Origin of the sequence: Pseudoalteromonas piscicida (assembly GCF_002208135.1) — a bacterium.
Taxonomy (GTDB): Bacteria; Pseudomonadota; Gammaproteobacteria; order Enterobacterales; family Alteromonadaceae; genus Pseudoalteromonas; species Pseudoalteromonas piscicida_A.
Map to the genome: position 1 here is coordinate 1,432,747 of NZ_CP021646.1, position 19,166 is coordinate 1,451,912.

General features: G+C 41.9%; 20 protein-coding genes and 1 pseudogene. 11 read left to right on the top strand and 10 right to left on the bottom strand.

The features are described 5' to 3' along the window. The 8 genes and pseudogenes from rpmF to mltG all read left to right on the top strand — a co-directional run bounded on the left by rpmF (nucleotide 1) and on the right by mltG (nucleotide 6,594). Entirely contained in the window at nucleotides 1-171 is a 171-nt protein-coding gene (gene rpmF, locus B1L02_RS06810) for a 50S ribosomal protein L32 (protein ID WP_010374010.1), read from the top strand. A gap of 11 nt (nucleotides 172-182) precedes the next feature. Continuing rightward, nucleotides 183-1,229, top strand: a complete 1,047-nt coding sequence (gene plsX, locus B1L02_RS06815; RefSeq protein ID WP_088530422.1) for a phosphate acyltransferase PlsX — start codon at nucleotides 183-185, stop codon at nucleotides 1,227-1,229. A 53-nt stretch (nucleotides 1,230-1,282) separates the two neighbouring features. Continuing rightward, the gene (gene fabD / locus B1L02_RS06820) at nucleotides 1,283-2,209 is read left to right on the top strand and encodes an ACP S-malonyltransferase (protein ID WP_088530423.1); all 927 of its coding nucleotides are present in this window, start codon (nucleotides 1,283-1,285) and stop codon (nucleotides 2,207-2,209) included. A gap of 13 nt (nucleotides 2,210-2,222) precedes the next feature. Next, nucleotides 2,223-2,969, top strand: coding sequence for a 3-oxoacyl-ACP reductase FabG (fabG, locus tag B1L02_RS06825; protein WP_088530424.1), 747 nt, complete (start codon nucleotides 2,223-2,225; stop codon nucleotides 2,967-2,969). Between the two features lie 216 nt (nucleotides 2,970-3,185). Next, nucleotides 3,186-3,422, top strand: a complete 237-nt coding sequence (acpP, locus tag B1L02_RS06830) for an acyl carrier protein (protein ID WP_010374019.1) — start codon at nucleotides 3,186-3,188, stop codon at nucleotides 3,420-3,422. A gap of 86 nt (nucleotides 3,423-3,508) precedes the next feature. After that, nucleotides 3,509-4,747 (top strand): beta-ketoacyl-ACP synthase II, encoded by a 1,239-nt coding sequence (gene fabF / locus B1L02_RS06835; RefSeq protein WP_088530425.1) that lies wholly within the window; start codon nucleotides 3,509-3,511, stop codon nucleotides 4,745-4,747. Nucleotides 4,748-4,780: 33 nt separating this feature from the next. After that, a pseudogene (pabC, locus tag B1L02_RS25165) lies at nucleotides 4,781-5,617 on the top strand (aminodeoxychorismate lyase). A 5-nt stretch (nucleotides 5,618-5,622) separates the two neighbouring features. Further along, entirely contained in the window at nucleotides 5,623-6,594 is a 972-nt protein-coding gene (gene mltG / locus B1L02_RS06845; protein WP_088530426.1) for an endolytic transglycosylase MltG, read from the top strand. A gap of 46 nt (nucleotides 6,595-6,640) precedes the next feature. Here the strand turns inward: mltG and B1L02_RS06850 are convergent, their stop codons facing one another. The 7 genes from B1L02_RS06850 to B1L02_RS06880 all read right to left on the bottom strand — a co-directional run bounded on the left by B1L02_RS06850 (nucleotide 6,641) and on the right by B1L02_RS06880 (nucleotide 12,971). Continuing rightward, on the bottom strand, nucleotides 6,641-7,249 hold the full coding sequence (locus B1L02_RS06850; RefSeq protein WP_088530427.1) for a MarC family protein: 609 nt from the start codon (nucleotides 7,247-7,249) through the stop codon (nucleotides 6,641-6,643). A 114-nt stretch (nucleotides 7,250-7,363) separates the two neighbouring features. Then, complete coding sequence (locus B1L02_RS06855; protein ID WP_088530428.1) at nucleotides 7,364-7,744, bottom strand: hypothetical protein; 381 nt, start codon at nucleotides 7,742-7,744, stop codon at nucleotides 7,364-7,366. Between the two features lie 107 nt (nucleotides 7,745-7,851). Then, entirely contained in the window at nucleotides 7,852-8,790 is a 939-nt protein-coding gene (locus tag B1L02_RS06860) for a LysR family transcriptional regulator (RefSeq protein WP_088530429.1), read from the bottom strand. Then, a complete protein-coding gene (gene aceK / locus B1L02_RS06865) occupies nucleotides 8,780-10,528 on the bottom strand; it encodes a bifunctional isocitrate dehydrogenase kinase/phosphatase (protein ID WP_088530430.1) in 1,749 nt (582 codons plus the stop codon). Before aceK ends, B1L02_RS06860 begins: the two co-directional genes overlap by 11 nt. Nucleotides 10,529-10,691: 163 nt before the next feature. Further along, nucleotides 10,692-11,168, bottom strand: coding sequence for a DUF4094 domain-containing protein (locus B1L02_RS06870; protein WP_088530431.1), 477 nt, complete (start codon nucleotides 11,166-11,168; stop codon nucleotides 10,692-10,694). A gap of 65 nt (nucleotides 11,169-11,233) precedes the next feature. Then, on the bottom strand, nucleotides 11,234-12,754 hold the full coding sequence (locus B1L02_RS06875; protein WP_088530432.1) for a DUF3413 domain-containing protein: 1,521 nt from the start codon (nucleotides 12,752-12,754) through the stop codon (nucleotides 11,234-11,236). Between the two features lie 4 nt (nucleotides 12,755-12,758). After that, nucleotides 12,759-12,971 (bottom strand): DUF1414 domain-containing protein, encoded by a 213-nt coding sequence (locus B1L02_RS06880; RefSeq protein ID WP_010374035.1) that lies wholly within the window; start codon nucleotides 12,969-12,971, stop codon nucleotides 12,759-12,761. 65 nt (nucleotides 12,972-13,036) lie between these two features. On the opposite strand from B1L02_RS06880, the gene yejK reads away from it, so the two are divergent. From yejK to B1L02_RS06895, 3 genes are all read left to right on the top strand, one after another. Then, nucleotides 13,037-14,050: a nucleoid-associated protein YejK gene (gene yejK / locus B1L02_RS06885; RefSeq protein WP_039497545.1), complete on the top strand. Its 1,014-nt coding sequence runs from the start codon at nucleotides 13,037-13,039 to the stop codon at nucleotides 14,048-14,050. A 153-nt stretch (nucleotides 14,051-14,203) separates the two neighbouring features. Next, entirely contained in the window at nucleotides 14,204-15,280 is a 1,077-nt protein-coding gene (locus B1L02_RS06890; protein WP_088530433.1) for a porin, read from the top strand. 10 nt (nucleotides 15,281-15,290) lie between these two features. After that, a complete protein-coding gene (locus B1L02_RS06895) occupies nucleotides 15,291-15,695 on the top strand; it encodes a phosphate ABC transporter substrate-binding protein (RefSeq protein WP_088530434.1) in 405 nt (134 codons plus the stop codon). Nucleotides 15,696-15,733: 38 nt separating this feature from the next. Here the strand turns inward: B1L02_RS06895 and B1L02_RS06900 are convergent, their stop codons facing one another. From B1L02_RS06900 to B1L02_RS06910, 3 genes are read right to left on the bottom strand one after another with little or no spacing between them, the layout of a single operon-like run. After that, a complete protein-coding gene (locus tag B1L02_RS06900) occupies nucleotides 15,734-16,774 on the bottom strand; it encodes an LPP20 family lipoprotein (protein WP_223191897.1) in 1,041 nt (346 codons plus the stop codon). Continuing rightward, entirely contained in the window at nucleotides 16,722-17,339 is a 618-nt protein-coding gene (locus tag B1L02_RS06905) for a penicillin-binding protein activator LpoB (protein ID WP_088530436.1), read from the bottom strand. The genes B1L02_RS06900 and B1L02_RS06905 overlap by 53 nt, the downstream gene beginning before the upstream one ends. A 4-nt stretch (nucleotides 17,340-17,343) precedes the next feature. Next, nucleotides 17,344-18,966, bottom strand: coding sequence for a hypothetical protein (locus B1L02_RS06910; protein ID WP_232003155.1), 1,623 nt, complete (start codon nucleotides 18,964-18,966; stop codon nucleotides 17,344-17,346). Nucleotides 18,967-19,166 lie beyond the last annotated feature (200 nt).

Genomic DNA, 19,166 nt, shown 5'->3' on the forward strand with positions numbered 1-19,166 from the left:
ATGGCGGTACAAAAAAGCAAAAAGTCACGCGCACGTCGTGGTATGCGTCGTTCACACGATGCGATCAGTGGACCAGCTCTAACTGTAGATCAGGTTTCTGGTGAGACTCATCGTCGTCACCACGTGACTGCTGATGGTTACTACAAAGGCGTTAAAGTAATTTCTAAGTAAGAGATTACTTTATGCTGACCGATCTAACCATTGCGTTAGATATGATGGGGGGCGATTACGGCCCCCGTTCATCTATCCCCGCAGCCATCGCTGCTGTGCTTAAGCACCCAAATCTAAATTTAATTCTCTGTGGTAATCAGCAAGTTATTGAAAGCGCTTTGACTAAAGCGAATATGCTTGATCATCCAAGACTCAAAATTAAACACTGTAAAGAAATCGTCACAAATAGTTGCGAACCTGCCTCTGCACTTAGAAATAAAAAGCAGTCCTCGATGCGCGTAGCACTCGACTTGGTGAAGTCTGGCGAAGCACAGGCTTGTGTTAGCTCAGGCAATACAGGCGCACTCTTTTTTATGGCCCACTATGTGTTAAAGATGTTACCAGGCATCAAGCGTCCAGCGCTAATTTCATCCGTTCCGACAGAAAAAAAACAACCCGTTTATTTACTTGATCTTGGTGCGAATGTGCATTGTGATTCAGAAACCCTCTATCAGTTCGGTATTATGGGCTCAATCGTTGCAGGAGAAGCCTTAAATATTCCTTCACCTAAAGTATGTTTGCTAAACATTGGTTCGGAAGAAATCAAGGGGCATGATGGTATCAAGCAAGCTGCAAAATTAATGAAATCCTCATCTGTTATTAATTATCAAGGCTATTGTGAGGGGAGCGATATGTTCTCTGGCAAGGCCGATGTCATTGTATGTGAGGGCTTTGTCGGTAACGTCGCCTTGAAAACCTGTGAAGGGATTGCCAAACTCATCATGAATAAGTTTAGCAAAGCGTTAAAAAAGCACTTTTTTTATAAAGCGTTGGCCTTTTTACTTCGACCCGTTATAAAAAAATTGTATAGAAGGGTGAACCCCGACCAGTATAACGGCGCAAGTCTGGTAGGATTGCGCGGTATTGTTGTGAAAAGTCACGGAAATGCCACAACTAAGGCATTTTTAGCCGCGATTGAAGAAGCTGCGCAAGAAGTACAACGTAAGATCCCTGAAAAGATCCAAGCGGTGTTTGCTCAGGTCGACACAGAAAAACAACCGTCAGGTCCGCATCCCTAACACTTCTAAGTGACATGAGGACGTGGCGACAACAGAGAAAATAAGAGCACAATATGTCACAAAAAATCGCATTATTTTTCCCAGGACAGGGCTCACAAAGCGTGGGCATGTTATCTGAATTATTAGCATCTTCTGACATCGTTAAAGCGACTTTCGCTGAAGCCTCAGAAGCACTAGGCTACGATTTAGCCGAACTTGTGCTAAACGGTCCTGAAGAAGAATTAAACCAAACGCACCGTACTCAACCGGCACTATTGACCGCAAGCGTTGCTATCTTTAGAGCATGGCAAGAGAAGGGGGTTGATGCTGAACTGACACTAGCTGGTCATAGTTTAGGTGAATACTCTGCATTAGTATGTGCAGAAGTATTAACCCTTGCAGATGCCGTTAAGTTAGTTGAAAAACGTGGTTTATACATGCAAGAAGCAGTTCCTGCTGGTACGGGGTCAATGGCGGCAATTATTGGTTTAGATGATGACGTGATTGCTAAGGTTTGTGCCGAATCTGCGCAGGGTGATGTTGTTTCACCTGTAAACTACAACTCTCCAGGTCAAGTAGTTATTGCGGGTCACGTTGAGGCCGTAAATCGAGCCTCTGAAGCGTGTAAAGAAGCGGGAGCTAAACGTGCTTTACCACTTGCTGTCAGCGTTCCATCTCATTGCGCATTAATGAAACCTGCTGCTGATAAATTAGCTAAAGATCTGGAAGCGCTCGCATTTTCAGAGCCAAAGTTTGATGTGATCAACAACGTTGATGTTACGGTTGCAAAAGATGCAGCAGCAATAAAAGATGCGCTTATTCGTCAGCTTTATAGTCCTGTAAGGTGGACCGAAACCGTACAAGCGGTTGCGAAAGAAGGGGTTACAACAACTTTTGAGTTTGGCCCTGGTAAAGTGATTGCAGGTCTTGTCAAACGCATCGACCGCTCAGTGTCGTGTGTGTCGGTAAATGATTTAGCTGCCATTGCAGCAGCAGAATAATAACGAGAGTATTATGAGTAATTTATTTTCTTTAGAAGGTAAGGTAGTACTAGTAACGGGTGCTAGCCGTGGTATTGGTAAAGCAATCGCTAACGCCTTGGTTGCGCAAGGTGCAAAAGTTGCAGGTACTGCAACGAGTGAGTCTGGTGCAGAACGTATCTCTGAGTATCTAGGCGAAAATGGTAAAGGTTATGCGCTAAACGTGACAGAGGCCGACTCAATCGCAGCAACTTTGGATGCAATCAAAGCAGACTTAGGTGATATCGATGTGTTGGTAAATAATGCTGGTATCACACGCGATAACTTGCTGATGCGTATGAAAGATCAAGAGTGGGATGACATCATCGATACTAACTTGTCATCTATTTTCCGCTTATCAAAAGCTGTACTTCGTCCAATGATGAAGAAGAAAAATGGCCGTATCATTAACATTGGTTCAGTAGTGGGCACTATGGGTAATGCGGGTCAAGCTAACTATGCTGCAGCAAAAGCGGGTGTAATTGGTTTTACAAAATCATTGGCGCGTGAGGTTGCATCTCGCGGTATTACGGTAAATACTGTAGCACCGGGCTTTATTCAGACAGACATGACTGATGAGCTAACAGATGAGCAAAAAGCAGCAACTTTGGCGAATGTACCAGCAGGTCGTTTAGGGCAGCCTGAAGAAATTGCAGCAGCTGTAGTTTATTTAGCATCAGATGCGGCAGCGTATGTTTCTGGTGAAACTTTGCACGTAAATGGTGCGATGTACATGGTTTAACCTGCTAAGATCACAAATCAATTGAATTTTTTGTGATCTTGTCGACAACGTACTTGAAATCGTCGCGAAAATAGGCGATAAAAAGATCCAAAGCTTTGTAACAGGTTTGACCAGAAAAAAAAGTACGGGTCAATCCTTGAATCCCAGAATGATGCGTCGTAAACTGCGCCGCAATCTGAAAATTAACGCAGTAGCGTTTAAATAAAGGAAAGAAGAATGAGCGACATCCAAGAACGCGTAAAGAAAATTATTGTTGAACAACTAGGTGTTAAAGAAGAAGAAGTTAAATCAGAAGCGTCTTTCGTTGATGATTTAGGTGCTGACTCTCTAGACACTGTTGAGCTTGTAATGGCGCTAGAAGAAGAGTTCGATACAGAGATCCCTGATGAAGAAGCTGAGAAAATCACTACTGTTCAGGCAGCTATCGACTACGTTACTGCTCACGCTGAGTAACTAGCTTTTCTATTAGGGCAGCACTCGCTGCCCTAACTCTTTCTAGACCCCCCAATTATTATAATAATCCCTTTTTGGAGGACACCGTGGCTAAACGTCGAGTCGTAGTAACTGGCTTAGGTATGTTGACGCCGCTGGGTAATGATGTTGCATCTACCTGGCAGGGCTTATTAGAAGGCCGTAGTGGCATTCGCAATATCACGCATTTTGACACAGAAGGTTTCGGAACCAAGTTTGCAGGTTTAGTTAACGACTTTGATGTCACTGAGTACATTTCCCCTAAAGATGCTAAAAAAATGGATGTGTTCATCCAGTATGGTATCGCTGCAGGTGTGCAGGCATTAAAAGACTCAGGTCTTGAAGTTAACGAAGAGAATGCAGCTAGAGTTGGTGTAGCCATTGGCTCTGGTATCGGTGGTTTGACGCTAATTGAAGAGAACCATGTTAAGCTATTAAACAGCGGTCCACGTAAACTTTCTCCGTTTTATGTTCCTTCTACCATTATCAATATGATCTCTGGCCACTTGTCTATCATGCACGGCTTAAGAGGTCCAAATATTTCGATCGTCACTGCTTGTACAACTGGCCTTCATAATATTGGTCATGCGGCACGTATGATTGCATACGGCGACGCGGATGCGATGGTAGCAGGTGGAGCTGAAAAAGCATCAACCCCAATTGGTATGGGCGGTTTTAGTGCAGCTCGTGCGCTCTCTACGCGTAACGATGATCCGCAAGCGGCTTCTCGCCCTTGGGACAAAGATCGTGATGGTTTTGTGCTTGCTGATGGAGCAGGTGTGATCGTACTAGAAGAGTATGAGCATGCGAAAGCACGTGGTGCAAAGATCTACGCTGAACTGGTTGGTTTTGGTATGAGTGGCGATGCATATCACATGACATCACCTCCAGAAAATGGTGCGGGCGCTGCGCAAGCCATGGTTAATGCTTTGAGCGACGCAGGTATCAATGCAGAGCAGGTTGGTTATATCAACGCTCACGGTACTTCTACTCCAGCAGGTGACGTTGCAGAAACCCATGCTGTTAAGTCGGTATTTGGTTCTGCGGCGAAAGATGTAATGGTAAGCTCGTCCAAATCGATGATGGGTCACTTACTTGGTGCTGCGGGTTCAGTTGAATCAATTATTTCAATTCTTGCGCTGCAAGACCAAAAAGTAACACCGACCATTAACTTGGATAACCCAGATGAAGGCTGTGATTTAGATTATGTGCCTCATACTGCCCGTGACGCGAAACTAGAGTACACTTTGTGTAACTCGTTTGGTTTCGGTGGAACAAACGGTTCATTACTATTTAAAAAGGTGTAGATCAGCCTTGGTAATCTGATAGCAAAGTAGGTTATGATAAAAAAGCTCGGCAATGCCGAGCTTTTTATGTTTTGGCTCCCCTTAAAAGGAAAGTGACTTGGAAAATCAGCAGCTTTTTTCTAACACTGATAGAGGATTGGCCTATGGCGATGGCTTTTTTACCACCGCGTTAGTCCGTGACGGAAATGTTGAACTGTGGCCGCTTCACATCGATCGGCTGGTTGTATGTCAGCAGCGCTTGGGCTTTCCTGAGTTACGACTAGACGAAATCGAGTTTTTGATTCAAGAGCAAGTTAAAGATAAAGCGGAAGCGGTGCTAAAGATCCTTATCACTCGAGGGGAAGGGGGCGTGGTTATCAAGCTCCTGAGACGCCTGAGCTAAGTGTGAGTATTCAGGTATTACCTTATCCTTCACACTATACAACTTGGCAGCAGAGTGGGATTGAGGTCGCATTAAGCCGAGTTCAACTGGGTATTCAGCCGTTATTAGCTGGATTAAAGACACTGAATCGGTTAGAACAAGTACTTATTAAACAAGATGCACAGACATTGGTTTGCGACGATGTCATTGTGACGGATATCAATGGCATGGTGATTGAAGCGTCGGCGGCAAATATCATCATGATTAAAGACAGCAAGCTGTATACACCAGATCTTAGTGGCTCTGGTATTAAAGGGGTATTTTTAACCGCACTTGAAAGTAAGCACGATATTAGGGTCAAAAATATTGCTTTTGACGAGTTAAAAGCAGCTGATGGTGTATTTATTTGTAATAGTTTAATGCAGTTGGTACCTGTAGTAAGAATTGAGAATAAACATTTCGATATTGTCGACTTACATGAATTGAAAAGGCGATTTTTAGGGAAGTAATATAAATGAAAAAACTGTTTATCATAGTCGCATTTTTGATAGCAGCATCGTCATGGTGGTTATCTCAGCAAATAAATAAGGTTAAATTTGAACCACTTAATATTTCTGAGTCATTAGTTGAGATAAAGGCTGGGCAAACATTTAATCAGTTATGCCATTTATGGCAGCGTAGTGGGGCGTTATCTAGCTGCTTTCCTTATCAACTTTATAGCAAGTTAGCGCCAAAGTTATTCGCGTTACAAGCGGGCTTTTACGATCTTAAAGGGTTAACCGTACTTGATGCCATCACTAAAATTAGTCGCGGAGAACAACATAACTTTAGTTTTACGATCATTGAGGGTATGCCTATTTGGGAAGTGAAAAATAAGCTCCTCACCGCGCCCTACTTAACGCAAGATATTGACAAGTTGACAACACAACTGAATATCGCGCAAAGTTCGGCTGAAGGCTGGTTATACCCCGACACCTACCACTATCATGGAAATGATTCAGCACTGCGCATACTTAAACGTGCCCATAACAAAATGCAGAGTGTACTTGAGGAAGAGTGGCAAAATAGAATACCAAATCTTCCTTTAAATACGCCTTACGAAGCCTTGATTTTGGCATCTATTATTGAGAAAGAAACGGGCGTAGTCGCGGAAAGAGATAAAGTGGCATCCGTTTTTATCAATCGTTTACGTAAGGGCATGCGTTTACAGACAGATCCAACCATCATTTATGGTATTGGTGAGCAGTTTGATGGCGATATTAAGCGTAAAGATATCCTTGAAACGACACCATATAACACCTACCGGATTGATGGTTTGCCACCGACACCCATTGCAATGCCGTCTCGTGCTGCTATCCATGCAGCACTTAATCCAGCAACAACCGAATACTTTTACTTTGTTGCGTCAGGAGATGGTGGACATCACTTTTCTAAGACACTGACTGAGCACAATAAAGCGGTGAAGCAATTTATTTTGAAACATTGAGCTTTGAGACAGAGCTAGCGTTGAAAGAGAGGGCGACCCCTCTCTGTTACAACATAAAATATTCTTTAATACCCGCTAGTACACTTGATACTGCAACTGAAGCTAAAATAAGTCCCATTACTCGGCTGACGATATTAGCGCCACTATCGCCAATCCATTGATGGATTTTTGTCGCAACCAGTAAAAATATTAATACGATAACCAATACGCTGAGCATAATAAGCGATGTTTGGAGTTGTTCAAAAACGTTGTTCTCGCTGTTTTTAGTAAGCAAAACGGCTGCCAACATCGCCCCTGGACTTGCGATAGAGGGCATTGCTAATGGGAAAATAGCGGTGTCGGATGCTTTACCGTCTAACTTAATCTCTTCACTCGGCTTGCCCTCACCAAAAATCATTGTCATGGCAAAGATGAATAATACTATGCCACCGGCAATCGCGAACGCAGGTAGGGGAATACCAATGGCATTTAAAATAATTTCCCCCGCAATAATAAAAAACAGCAACACGATGGCTGCAACCAGTGTCGCTTTAACCGCTATTTTCCGCTTTGTGGCAATATCAAAGCCAGTTGTGGTTGCGATAAATACCGGAATAGTGCCAATGGGGTCGATGACCGCAAAGAAAAAAATGAACGTTGAGATATAGTGTTCCATAGTTCCTTATTATGAAATAAAGGTTGTCCACAAACTACTTATAATTGGCCATGTACTATGGACCAACATCAAATAATATCATTGATTTCATGACTTTATTCTGAATATTCTTAATTATTTTTTTGTATTCACGGTATGTACCCAAGCCACTGCGTCATTATAGTTCTCGAAGTTTTTAATCGCTAAGCCGTGCTTGTCAGCAAATGCTTCAATTAATCCACTTTTGCTGTCTGAGGGGGAGATAACTCGGGCAAGAGCAATCCCATCGACAAATTGATTGAGTTTTTGTAAAACGGTTAGCACGCTTGGATAATCGTAGTTGATATGTAATTGAGATACGTCGATCACTAAGCTCTTTAGCTGATTCGATTTAAGTGCAAGCCCTAAATTTTTGTACATCTCGATGATATTGGCTTCCACGCATTCCCCGTATGCGGCTGCGTGGATAAGTTTCTCTTTACTATCAACCGTTGCTCTATAAGAGAATTTTGCCATGCTCTATTGCACCTTTTATGCATATAAATAAAAGGATAGTTCAATTAGCTGGCGATACCAATTTCAGAAGTGAACCAAGCTAAACACGTTAAAAAGGTATAACGCAATTATGTTAGCTCTTCAGCTACCTCTGCAATTTTTTGTCTCAACCAAATATGACTCGCATCGCGATGTAATAACGGGCTCCAGATCATATCTAACTCAAACGGTGGAATAGGGAATGGCGGCTCCAGAACCGTTAAGGTCGGATCATCACGATAGATATTCGCTGCTTTTGACGGCAATGTTGCAATTAAGTTCTGCTCTTTTGCCAAGTGAATCGCAACGTGATAATTACGCGTAAAAGTTGCGATGTTTCTGTGTTTTCCAAAGTGTGCTAGCGCTTCGTCAACCCAGCCAAGCTTCTGTACATCTGCGGGATCCATTCCGACTCCAACACCAAATCCTGTTTTACTTACCCAAATATGGCGGGACTTTAAATAGGCATCAAGGGTAAAGTTGGCGATAACTGGGTTGTCGGATTTCACGAGACAGCAAAAACTATCCTTCCAAATTCGTTTGTGGTGAAACGATTGTGGTAGATTTTCGAAGCGGTTAATTGCCATGTCTACCTTGCCATTTTCCACATCATGAAAAGTAACATCGCTCGGTGTAAGAATATCAAGGGTCGTATCCGGGGCTTCTTCATGAAGTTTAGTGAGGAGTTTCGGCGCAAGCGTACTTGCCGCATAGTCACTGGCCATAATCCTAAATACTCGATTACTACTCGTCGCTTCAAATTCCCTGTTAGGAGCCAAGGTTTCTTCCAAAGTCATGAGTATACCGCGGATCACAGGCTGTAGCTCGAGCGCGCGCTCTGTTGGCACCATGCCTTCACTAGTACGAACTAAAATGGGGTCATTAAAGAGGTTTCTGAGGCGCTTAAGACCATTACTCATTGCCGGTTGGGTAATACTTAATTGATTTGCGGCACGTGTTACATTGCATTCTCGAAGTAAGGTATCGAGGTAAACCAGCAGGTTAAGGTCAATTTTACTAATGTTCACTCAGTTTTCCTTTGTATTCTTCTTCTTTGGCATCTTGGAGAAAACGATTTTCATGTGGATAAGGGTAAATATGTCTTACGACTCTATCACGAATATCTCTTTGTGCTTGCTGCCAAAACGACACATCAGCCAAATCAGCATGATGGTGCAGAAACATTTCCTTTAGTGTAGGATTTGTCAGAACAAATGTACACAACTGTTCTGGAAAGACGTCTTGTGGTGCACTGGAAATATCTCCAGAGTCGTACATATTATCAAGCCCTTGTCTTGGCAGCGCTCTAAAGTTCATTTCCGTGAGATATTGCACCTCATCATAGTCATAGAATATAACTCTATGGTGCTTACTTACACCAAAGTTTTTTAACAACATGTCTCCTGGAAAAATGTTTACAGCGAGCATTTCTTTGAGCGCATAACCGTAATCTCGAATGACTTGCTCGCACGTTTTTTCATCGGCTTGCTGTACAAAGAGGTTGAGCGGCGTCATACGGCGCTCAATATACAAGTGTTTTATCACCATATTGTCCCCCTCAATACGTATACTGTGAGAAATAGAGTCCAGCAACAGCTGATAAAGGGCAGGTGCAATACGTGCAAGAGGGATCACCACATCGGAATATTCTATCGTATCTGCCATTCTACCCACGCGATCGTGGCGTTTTACGAGTTGGTAGCGCTCTAAAACGGTTGTTTTTGTAAATGGCTTACTTTCTGGAAATCGGTCACGGATCACTTTAAAAACATAGGGAAAGCTTGGCAGAGTGAATACCATCATCACCATACCGGGCGTACCTGGTGCGACTTCAAATTGTTCTTCGGAATTCGCTAAATGGTGTAAAAATTCACGATAAAATTCGGTTTTCCCCTGTTTATGAAAGCCGATAGCGTTATAAAGCTCAGCCTTTGTTTTATTTGGCATGAGTTGATTTAAAAACTTAACCAACGCAGATGGGGCATGGGTCTCTACTAAAAAGTAAGCACGCGCGAAACCAAAAATCACTCGCATTTGTGAGCTGTTGGTAAGCAGCGCATCTATCAATAACCCCCCACCTTGCGCGTGTAATACCGAGATGATAAACGGTTGTACACCGGATTTAGATACCACTCGACCGACAATATAAGCGCCTTTATTACGATAGAAAGGTGCGCTGAGGATATCGAAACGCATTAAATGTGCCTGATGATGCGTGTTAGGTGCTTGTTTGAGAAACGCTTTAACGAGTAATCGAATATCTCTATCTAAGTCTTCAAATTCGCAATGAAAGTCAATGTGTTCAATGATTTTTCTGATGGTGGGTTTGAGACCATTGACGACTGGGAAATAACTTCGATACTCAGCTTCTACAGGGAGCGAGGTGGCGTTAGCAAGTTGGGTTTCAACAAAAATGAAATCGCTATTGTAATATCGGCGGTGAAAGAGGCGACAAAAAACTGAATTATAGAAAGTTTCAGCAAGCTCTGGTTGAGGGTGAAAGGTAAGACGCTCAAGGTAAGCCTGTTTTACTTGGTACCATAGCGATTCATCCAGTTGCGTCGAACCATAGAGCTGGATTAACTTCTGTGCGGTCTCATCAACTTTACTATCGTATTGGCTGATCCTCGCTTTACTTATTCGTTCTATCTCCCCCCAATTTTGAGATGCAAAGGCGATTGGTGCCAATTTGGTAATTTTTACAAATGCGTGATAGTGATTTTGGAAACCTGATAAAATTCGCTCTGCTAACTGCTGTGCTTGCATCTACATCCCTCATAAATTATCCACGCTGAGTGGTTTCACTTTACAAGGTAATGTGCGAAAAGTCATCTGGTAATACCAGTTAAGGCATTTGCATAACTATAGCGAATGCTCATTGAGCACTTACGATTCTCAAAAAAGCACTCAATGTAATTGAGCGGTTATATCACTCATATTCTTTTAGTTGCTTTTCTAATTTTGAAATCTCTTTCTCTAGGCTTTTAATCGCTTTAGCATGTGCCTTATTAATGGCCTTTATTTCCTTTTTAACTTGTCTGACGACTTTTTTGCGCCTATCTTCATTCATCAGTTTAGTTAATTTATCCTGTTGCTCTCTAACCGCAGTATCTCTTTTGCGATTGAGCACGGCTTTTTCATGGTGTTTGGCTCTGAGCGCACGCTTTGTCCTTTTCGCAATTTGGTTACGTTCCAAATTGTTTAACGTTTTATAGTGCTGCTCTGAGGGAGCCGAGGCTTTAGGATCGGATGTAGTTATCGTGTGCTGGGTCGCATTGGCCGAGCAGGGAAATTGGCTAAAAACGATGCCTCTGTCGGTCGTGCATTTGAAGTATTTTACCGTTGTTGCGGCGAAACAATGAGTTGAGACAAAAATCAGTAGAAGTAGTTTAAGATATAATTGCATGTGGCATCCTTGCTGTAACAGTTAATATCTACTTAACCATAGATGACATCCCACTTTGTTCAAGGTTATTGCGCTTCAGGGGCCGTGAATTTTTTTAATGTCTTAATACTTTGAATCAAAAATGGAATATCTAAATTACCGTTTAACACAAAGCCTTCCTTTGCTGACATCTGCTTGAAGCTGCCATCTTGATTGACTAAGGTAATTTTGTCTTTTTTAAAGGCAACTAAGACACCTTGCGTAAAGTTAACGCCTTCTGCATGAGAGCGAGTTTTAATGTTCGATGCCAGCATACTTTGTTGAGCAAGGGGATCGCAGCCGAGATAAGAGCTTAACAGGGTGTAGGTGATGTCATTGGGCTGCACAAGACCAGACGCCTGAGCAAACAGGTCAATGTTCGTTACCGCAGAACTGGTTAATACTGTCGCTTGCTGTGCACTAATATCAATTGCCACGAACGGTTTTGAACTATCAATGTCAATTTCTTCACTTACTTCAATAATTGTTAAGTTACTTGCTTGATGAGAAGGAACAAAAGAGAACTCGCCTTTAGCATTAACACTCATTAAGTCATTATTAATTGACCAAACCGGAACTTGCTGCTGCAGCAGGACAGACTCTTTATAATAACTCGGTAGACCGTATATGAGGCTGAATAGTGCATCGCTGCTATTCCCCGCGCGTAAAACAGAATCCATTCGGAACACGTTATTTTTACTGTTGCTCTGAAGCGCTGTTGCTGTTTTTTGGAACAGTGCCTCATCTGTGTAAGCGTAAACGTTGATAGGTTGCTCTGCTGTATCTTTCTTTTCTTTGCATACCGCCGAAATTACAGGGGCTTTGTATTTTGAATGCGTATCACCAATGCTTAGTGAGTGTGCTTCTTCATACTGCTCGATATCAAGTAAATCGTGTCTGGCGAGTAAGCTCTTTGCGGTTGTTGGATAAGATAGAGGTAGTACATTATCTTGCTTAGTGATATCGAAAAAGGCATTAGCATCAGCCCAAATATGCAGGCTATGACTAAGCGCAAAACAGGTCACTATGGTGCCCGTGGCGTAGCGAGGGAATTTATAGGATTTAAGCTCGGCCAAATGACGCCAAGCATAATTCCCTGCTAAAAGCTCAAACGTGAGCACCAGCGCAAGCATTGCGACTGTGATGATGAGATTAACCAGAGATGAGCCAACTAACGTTTCCCACAATAAAACAAAGATATCGGAGAGCGAAGCTGGGTTTATATGATAGCCAAGTTGTAGATAAACAAAGGCATCAACCGTTAATACAACGATACCAACGGAGGCTATAATTGCAGCCATCCCGCGAATATGACGCGGGTAAGGGAATATTAAACTAAGCGGAAAGATGGTTAATACAAACGCACAAAAAGTGATAAAGCTAGTATGGCTTATCCAGGTGATCAGCATATAAAACCAACCAACAAAGGTACTCGGCGCTTTGTCGGCGAACAAATAAACTGAGCTAATCAATAAAACCAAGCCAATATTAGCAAAGGTAAACCAGTGTCCCCAGCTCAGTAATTGACTTGCTTTTGATGAAAAAGGGCTGCGCGGTGTAAGATTCATTCCGTTACTTTACTGATTGTGTAAGCGCTTTGGCAAAATTTTCGGCAACAGATTGTCTCTTACTCTCTGGAACATGTTCTTTTAGAATGTGCGTGATAGAATTACCCAAACACATTAAGCTGAGATCAACTGGTGCGTTTTGCGAGCTTAATACATTAACTAATTGGTCAACAATTTCTTCTACTTGTTTATTGGAATACTTTGATTGGATAGGCATCAGTTGGTTCAATTTATAAAAGCAATAATTTTTACATTTTAACATTAGAGGCGTGAAAAACAAAGATGAGCGTTGAGGTAAAAAAACTAGTTGTTCACTATGTAGACAAACAAGACGAAGATACCGAAATACATCTACGTGACGATGAAATGCAAATCAATGACAAAGTTAATGTTTTCATTGAACAATTGCATCATGCCTACAATGGCAAACCGGGTAAAGGGTTCTGTGCTTTTAGCGGCGAAAAAAGCAGTGTGGTCGCGTCTGCGATGCAGAGTTATAGAAATAACGAGCTTAACTTTTGGAATTTAACCCAAGAAGCAACCAATGTGCTTAAAGAAGAGCTTAATAAATATGCATTTCATGAAACTGGGTATTTAGTGTTTTGTCATTATCAGTATGTTGCCAGCAATTTTATTATGATTGCACTGATTAATATTAAAGAACATTACACAATTACCTCAGACTTAGACTTATCCGCAGCAAAGCACTTAGATATTTCACGTATGCAATTGGCTGCTAGAATCGATTTAGATGCTTGGGATACCGCTGCAGAAGAAAACCGTTATATTTCCTTCATTAAGGGGCGTGCTGGTCGAAAAGTTGCTGATTTCTTTTTAGATTTTCTTGGTTGTGAAGAGGGGATCGATCCAAAGCAGCAATCGCAAACTATGTTGCACGCGGTTGAGGATTACTTGTCTACACAGCAATTTGAAAAGTCTGAAAAAGACGACATCCGCAAGGAGATTTTTGATTACTGTAACGACTGTGTTTCAAGCGGCGAGGATGCGGATGTTAATACACTGTCCGAGACGCTTTCTAAGTCTTCAGACGTAAAGTTTGAAGATTTTTATAAAGAGCAGGGCTATGAGCTGGAAGAAAGCTTTCCTGTCGATAAAAAGACAGTAACGAGTATGGTGAAATTTTCTGGGCTTGGCGGTGGAGTCAGCGTTGGCTTTGAACGTAAGCATTTGGGTGAGCGGGTTATTTATGATGCTGCGACTGATACGCTTACGATTAAAGGTGTACCGCCTAACTTGAAGGACCAAATTGAGCGTTATTATAACGACGAATCTTAGTTGTAAAAAAGCAGCGTAAGCTGCTTTTTGTTCCTATTTCATCCCTTTTTCTGCAAATATTTTTATCAATTTGCTGCTTTTGCTAGCATTTTTTTAAATTTAACTATACTTGCAATGTAGTACTTGTAGAACAAGCAATTGGGATGAATCACAATGAAGATGAAACTAGCTTTAGGTTGTACCCTTTGCCTTGCCTGTTTTTCAGGGCATGCAGAGGTTAACTTTTCCGGATTCGCAAGTATCAATGCTGGTAAGGTGTTGAGTGGAAGTGGTGTTCCACAATTCGGAATAAACGATCCAATATTTCTCGCCGATTATCCTATCGTCAGTGTTTACGACGAGGATATCTCATTTGAACCTGAAACACTGATGGGCCTTCAATTTAGTGCAGATCTAACCGAAGGTTTAAGCGTTACTGGTCAAATTGTTGCGCGCGGCGCAGACGATTTTGATGCAAAGTTTGAGTGGGCTTATCTGTCCTATGAGATCAATGAAAATTGGACCTTCCAAGCAGGTAAAAAGCGCTTACCGCTATTTTACTATTCCGACTTTTATGATGTGGGTTACGCCTATATTTGGATGCGTGCACCCGCGGACAACTACACCTGGCAAATCTTTAATTATAATGGCGTCAATATGCTTTACAGCGGTAGTATAGGCGACTGGTCATTAAGCGGGAATATTTACGCCGGTAAAGAAGACGATGATGACAATAAGCTGTTGAGCGAGTTTTTCTTTCACGAGCCAACTAGAGAAATCTGGAAAGACATTCTAGGCGGCGTAATTCAAACCAGTAATGACTGGCTTGAAGTACGTTTAACCCATATGCGTTACACCAACCAGCGATATCGTTCTGGAGAGCCTGTCCTATGGGAGGGGAGTGATGAGCGAGATGGTAAGTTTTATGGTTTAGCGGTAAATGCAGACTGGGGAAATTTCTTTATTTTATCTGAGCTAAATCGATTGGATTTAGACGGTAATCTAGACACCAAGATGCTGACACTGGGCTATCGCTTTGACAATATTACACCATTTGTATCTTATGCAGACTTTGAAGGCGAGGGCGAGGATGCTGAAAGCCATGAAACCACTTCATTTGGGATCCGTTGGGATTTCCACTCCTCAGCAGCGTTCAAGATTCAGTACGATGAGGTAGAAGATAACTCTGTTGGTTTAGCGGTCGCAGGTGATAGTAAAGCCATTACAATTGGCATCGACATGGTATTTTAAGGAGAGAAGCATGAAAAAATTATTTTTACTTACTCTACTTTGCAGCACTTTTAGTTGCCTAGCCGTGGATGTCATTGTCAATCCTGCCAATACTTCTACACTTGATGAAAACGAAATTAAGCAAATTTTTATTGGTAAATCAAAGTCTTTTTCCGATGGCTCAAAAGCACTTCCGATAACACAGGCGGATGGCGCGGCGGTAACTGATGAGTTTAATGAAAAAGTACTTAATAAATCATCGAGTCAGCTTAAAGCTTATTGGTCAAAGCTAGTATTTACTGGCAAAGGGACACCGCCAAAAGAAGCCGCTGATGATGCTGAGGTACTCAAACTAGTTGCGAGTAATCCTAATCTAATTGGCTTTGTGTCTTCCGGTGCTGCAGATGGCAGCGTTAAAGTGGTTAAATCATTTTAGTAATAGACAAAAGTAAGGCCCTGTAAAAGGGCCTTGTTTTAGATTTTGCTATCAATGATCAACATCGTCAGCTTTTTACTCAGCATTTTTGCTGACTTTTCTTCGGCATTAGACTTAGCCATGTTTTCAAAACTGGAAGCTGCTTTTATTTGTGCAGTAACGTGCGCCTTTTCTTTATCGTTTTCCATGAGCTTTAAACTCGAGTTGGCAAAAACATAATAAGTGTTGTTTTTCTTCACGTCTTCGAAATCAACGCTAAAATCAATTTGAAAGTCTGCACTTTGCTTTTCATCCACGACAGTAAGACCTTGCTGAGTCAAACTCTCGGCTAGCTGGTGGCGGATAGATTCCTGTCCCCAAAACTTTGATGAAATACTAAAAGTTATTGACTGCATAAAATCATTCAGCATTTTATTTTTGTTGCTCACCGTGGCTGGTATGGCAATACTACCACCGCCTAATTGCCTGTGATATTCGTTTGCTTTGCGTCTTTTTGCAATTAATCTCTTAATTGCCATCGCTTCTTTTAATTTTTCGGAATTGGTTAATGCCGAAATGGTCGTGTTACTGATCTCTTCGTCGAGCTGCCTAATATCAAGCTCAGCGTGCATTCTCGACTCAACCTTGTTAAATGAAGCAAGGGCATAGGCCGTTTTTTGCTCTGATGAGTAAAACTCATGCTCAATATTGACCCCCTGTAATTGTATGCTTGGAACTCGAGAATATAAAATCTCGTCCACTCGATAGGAAAAATCGCCATTATCCTGGCTCTGAGCAACTTGTGTTGTACCTTCAATTTCAACATTTAACTGCTTAGCAATCGCCAGCCTTGCTGCTTCTTGGGCGGCAAGTTTGGCTTCTGTCCTATCGACAATATGACTTGCTGAACCAACGCCATACACTAGATAATCGGAACTCGGTTGCTGTGTAGCCCAAGAGGGTAAGCTTTCTTCCTTTGCCACAGCCTGCTTAGTAGACTGGCAGGCCGATAAACTAAGTAGAATACACAGAGGTAACGCTATACGCTTAGAAACCATACCCGCTGCGCTCTTGAAGTTTTTGAATTTTCTTCTGTCCATTCCACACCTCTCGGTTAGTCGTCATGTCTATTAATCGAAGATCTACTTGGTAGAAAGTGACTCGACTACCACCTTGTTCATCAACAAATGAGTTAATCGTGCCGGATAGTGCATAATCAGCACCTTGCTCTTGACCGATCTCATTACGAGTTTCGAGGCTTGAATTGAGTTCTTGGTCTCGCCTTTCCTCACGAATTTCATCTCGTACATAGCGGTTTGCGACGAAGTCAGCTTGTCCACTTCGCAATATGGCGCGCTTAAGGTCATTTAAAAAAGTGTCAACTGCAATATGCTGGTGCGACTTGTTACGAACAGATTGAATAATGATAGCGGGTCGAGAGCCTTCTTTAGCACGGTGTTCACGTACCCAAGGGAAGCCGAGCATATCGCTTATCATTGCTTCAGCAACTAACTGGGAGTCTTTGGCATTCCATTTATCTGAAAGCGCTATTTCTTCATTGGTGTCCACGCGACTCACTTTGGTTGTTGAAGAACAACCAGTCATCGTTGCGCAAGACGCGATGAGCATTGGGACAACTAATTTAACTGCAAATTTAGGCTTCATGTATTCAGTCCATGTTAGTTAAAGATGATAAATAATTTTGTTTTTCTGGTTCAGCTACACCGGTGAAAGTACGAATGTGGCTGATCAATGGCGCTGTTTGAGTCAGCGGTATATCCTGTTTAATCACTCTGCCAGTCCTTAATTGGGTTTGCAATTGCAGGTGAGTAGTATTTTCGGGTAATTTTACTCGAGCCACTCTAAGCTCACTGGGTAAAGATTGCCATTGTCTTGTGTCTGCCGACGCGGTAATGGCGTTGGTGACAGATGATGTTAGCTGAGCAAGCCCTGCCAACAGCGAGTTCTGCTGGACGCCAACTTGCTTTATAGCTTTACTTGCTGTGACTGCTTTTAACACTTCTCGAGAAATAGCGGTGTAAATTTCCATATTGGCATTACCTAGCGCGTCATACAGTGTGAGTAAGTTTATCGAATAAAAGGGGTGTAATTCTGTAAGTTTTTGTCCGTTTGCGAAAAGCGCAACATGTTGGATATCGTTTTTATGAGGTTGTAAGTAAGTAACCGAGATTCTACTGCCATACTTGAGCGCATCAATCACCCCTTCGTCAACGGCTTTTTGCCATAATTTATTACCGAGAGGCAAGCGTTTTGTGACAGTGCCCAATACAACATCACTAAAGTCACCCGTTGCATAGTTTTGAATGAGATCAAACAAGCTGGTATCAGCAAACATTAAATTAAACCATGTGAACTGAGCTTGGCGTTCTTCTTTTGTTCCCCAATAAATCGGTGTAATCACTATCGCTTGTGCCTCTTCATCAGGTCTAAGGTAAAGGTTAAACTCTTTGCGCTGCGGTGATACACCTAAGCTTTGAACTAATGTGAAGTAGGTTTCTTCCTTGTCTGCAACCATTCTGTTGAGATCTTGCTGTGCTTGTTGACCTGCATATTGACCTAGTTTGTATTGTTTACTAAAGCCATTTTTGTATGCGCTCACCGCTCGCTCATATTGGATCCGAGCACTATCTAGCTCGCCTTGTTGCTCATATAAAACGCCGCTTAAATACTGTGCAAATGCATCGTCTTTATACTCAAGTTCACCGCTGATAAATGGTTGATTAAAAATGGCTTTAAAAATTTGCTCAATATCACTTCCCGCTTTTTGTTGATTTACGTAGCCTCCGGTTTGTTGCTGTAATTGAGAGAGATATAAATCCAGTTGCCGCATTTCTGTCAGTGCAGAGTCATAAAAAGCAACACGGTTTACAGCAGATGCGTTTGCCAACGACGCATAATTAAGCGCCATTAATGTATGGATCATGGGTTTATGAAAAGCACGGCCAGTATATTTTTTGTAACTTGCGCCAGTAAAAGCAGAAAAAAGCTGGTCGCTGATGCTGACAGTGTAAGCGGCTTCAATGATTTCCTTTGCGTGAGAAAGATGTTGATTACTTAATTCATAATGGTGTTGTAAATGAGCTAACATACCTGATTCAAGATAATACAATAGCTCGTCACGAGATGAGCTTTTATAGGCATAGTCAATACGCTGTTGGGCTGAGATAAAGTCTCCTTGCTCCGCGTATTCTATGGCCTGCTTGTTGGCTTTAGGGGTTAAGTTACAGCCGCTCAGAATCAAGCAACCTGTAAAGATTAAGAGTTTTATCATGAAGTTATATAAATCAATTTGGAATCGCATTCCTTGCATACTTGTTCTTATAATGGCAGTGTTATTGTGTTCAATCATATAACAATAAATTAAATAGTAAAAAATTGAATTGAAAGTGCTAAATTGTTAAAAATCGTTTTTACAATTTATTACTGTTAATCAATGACTTTTTTGATAGATTTTATTCCGTAACCAGGGCA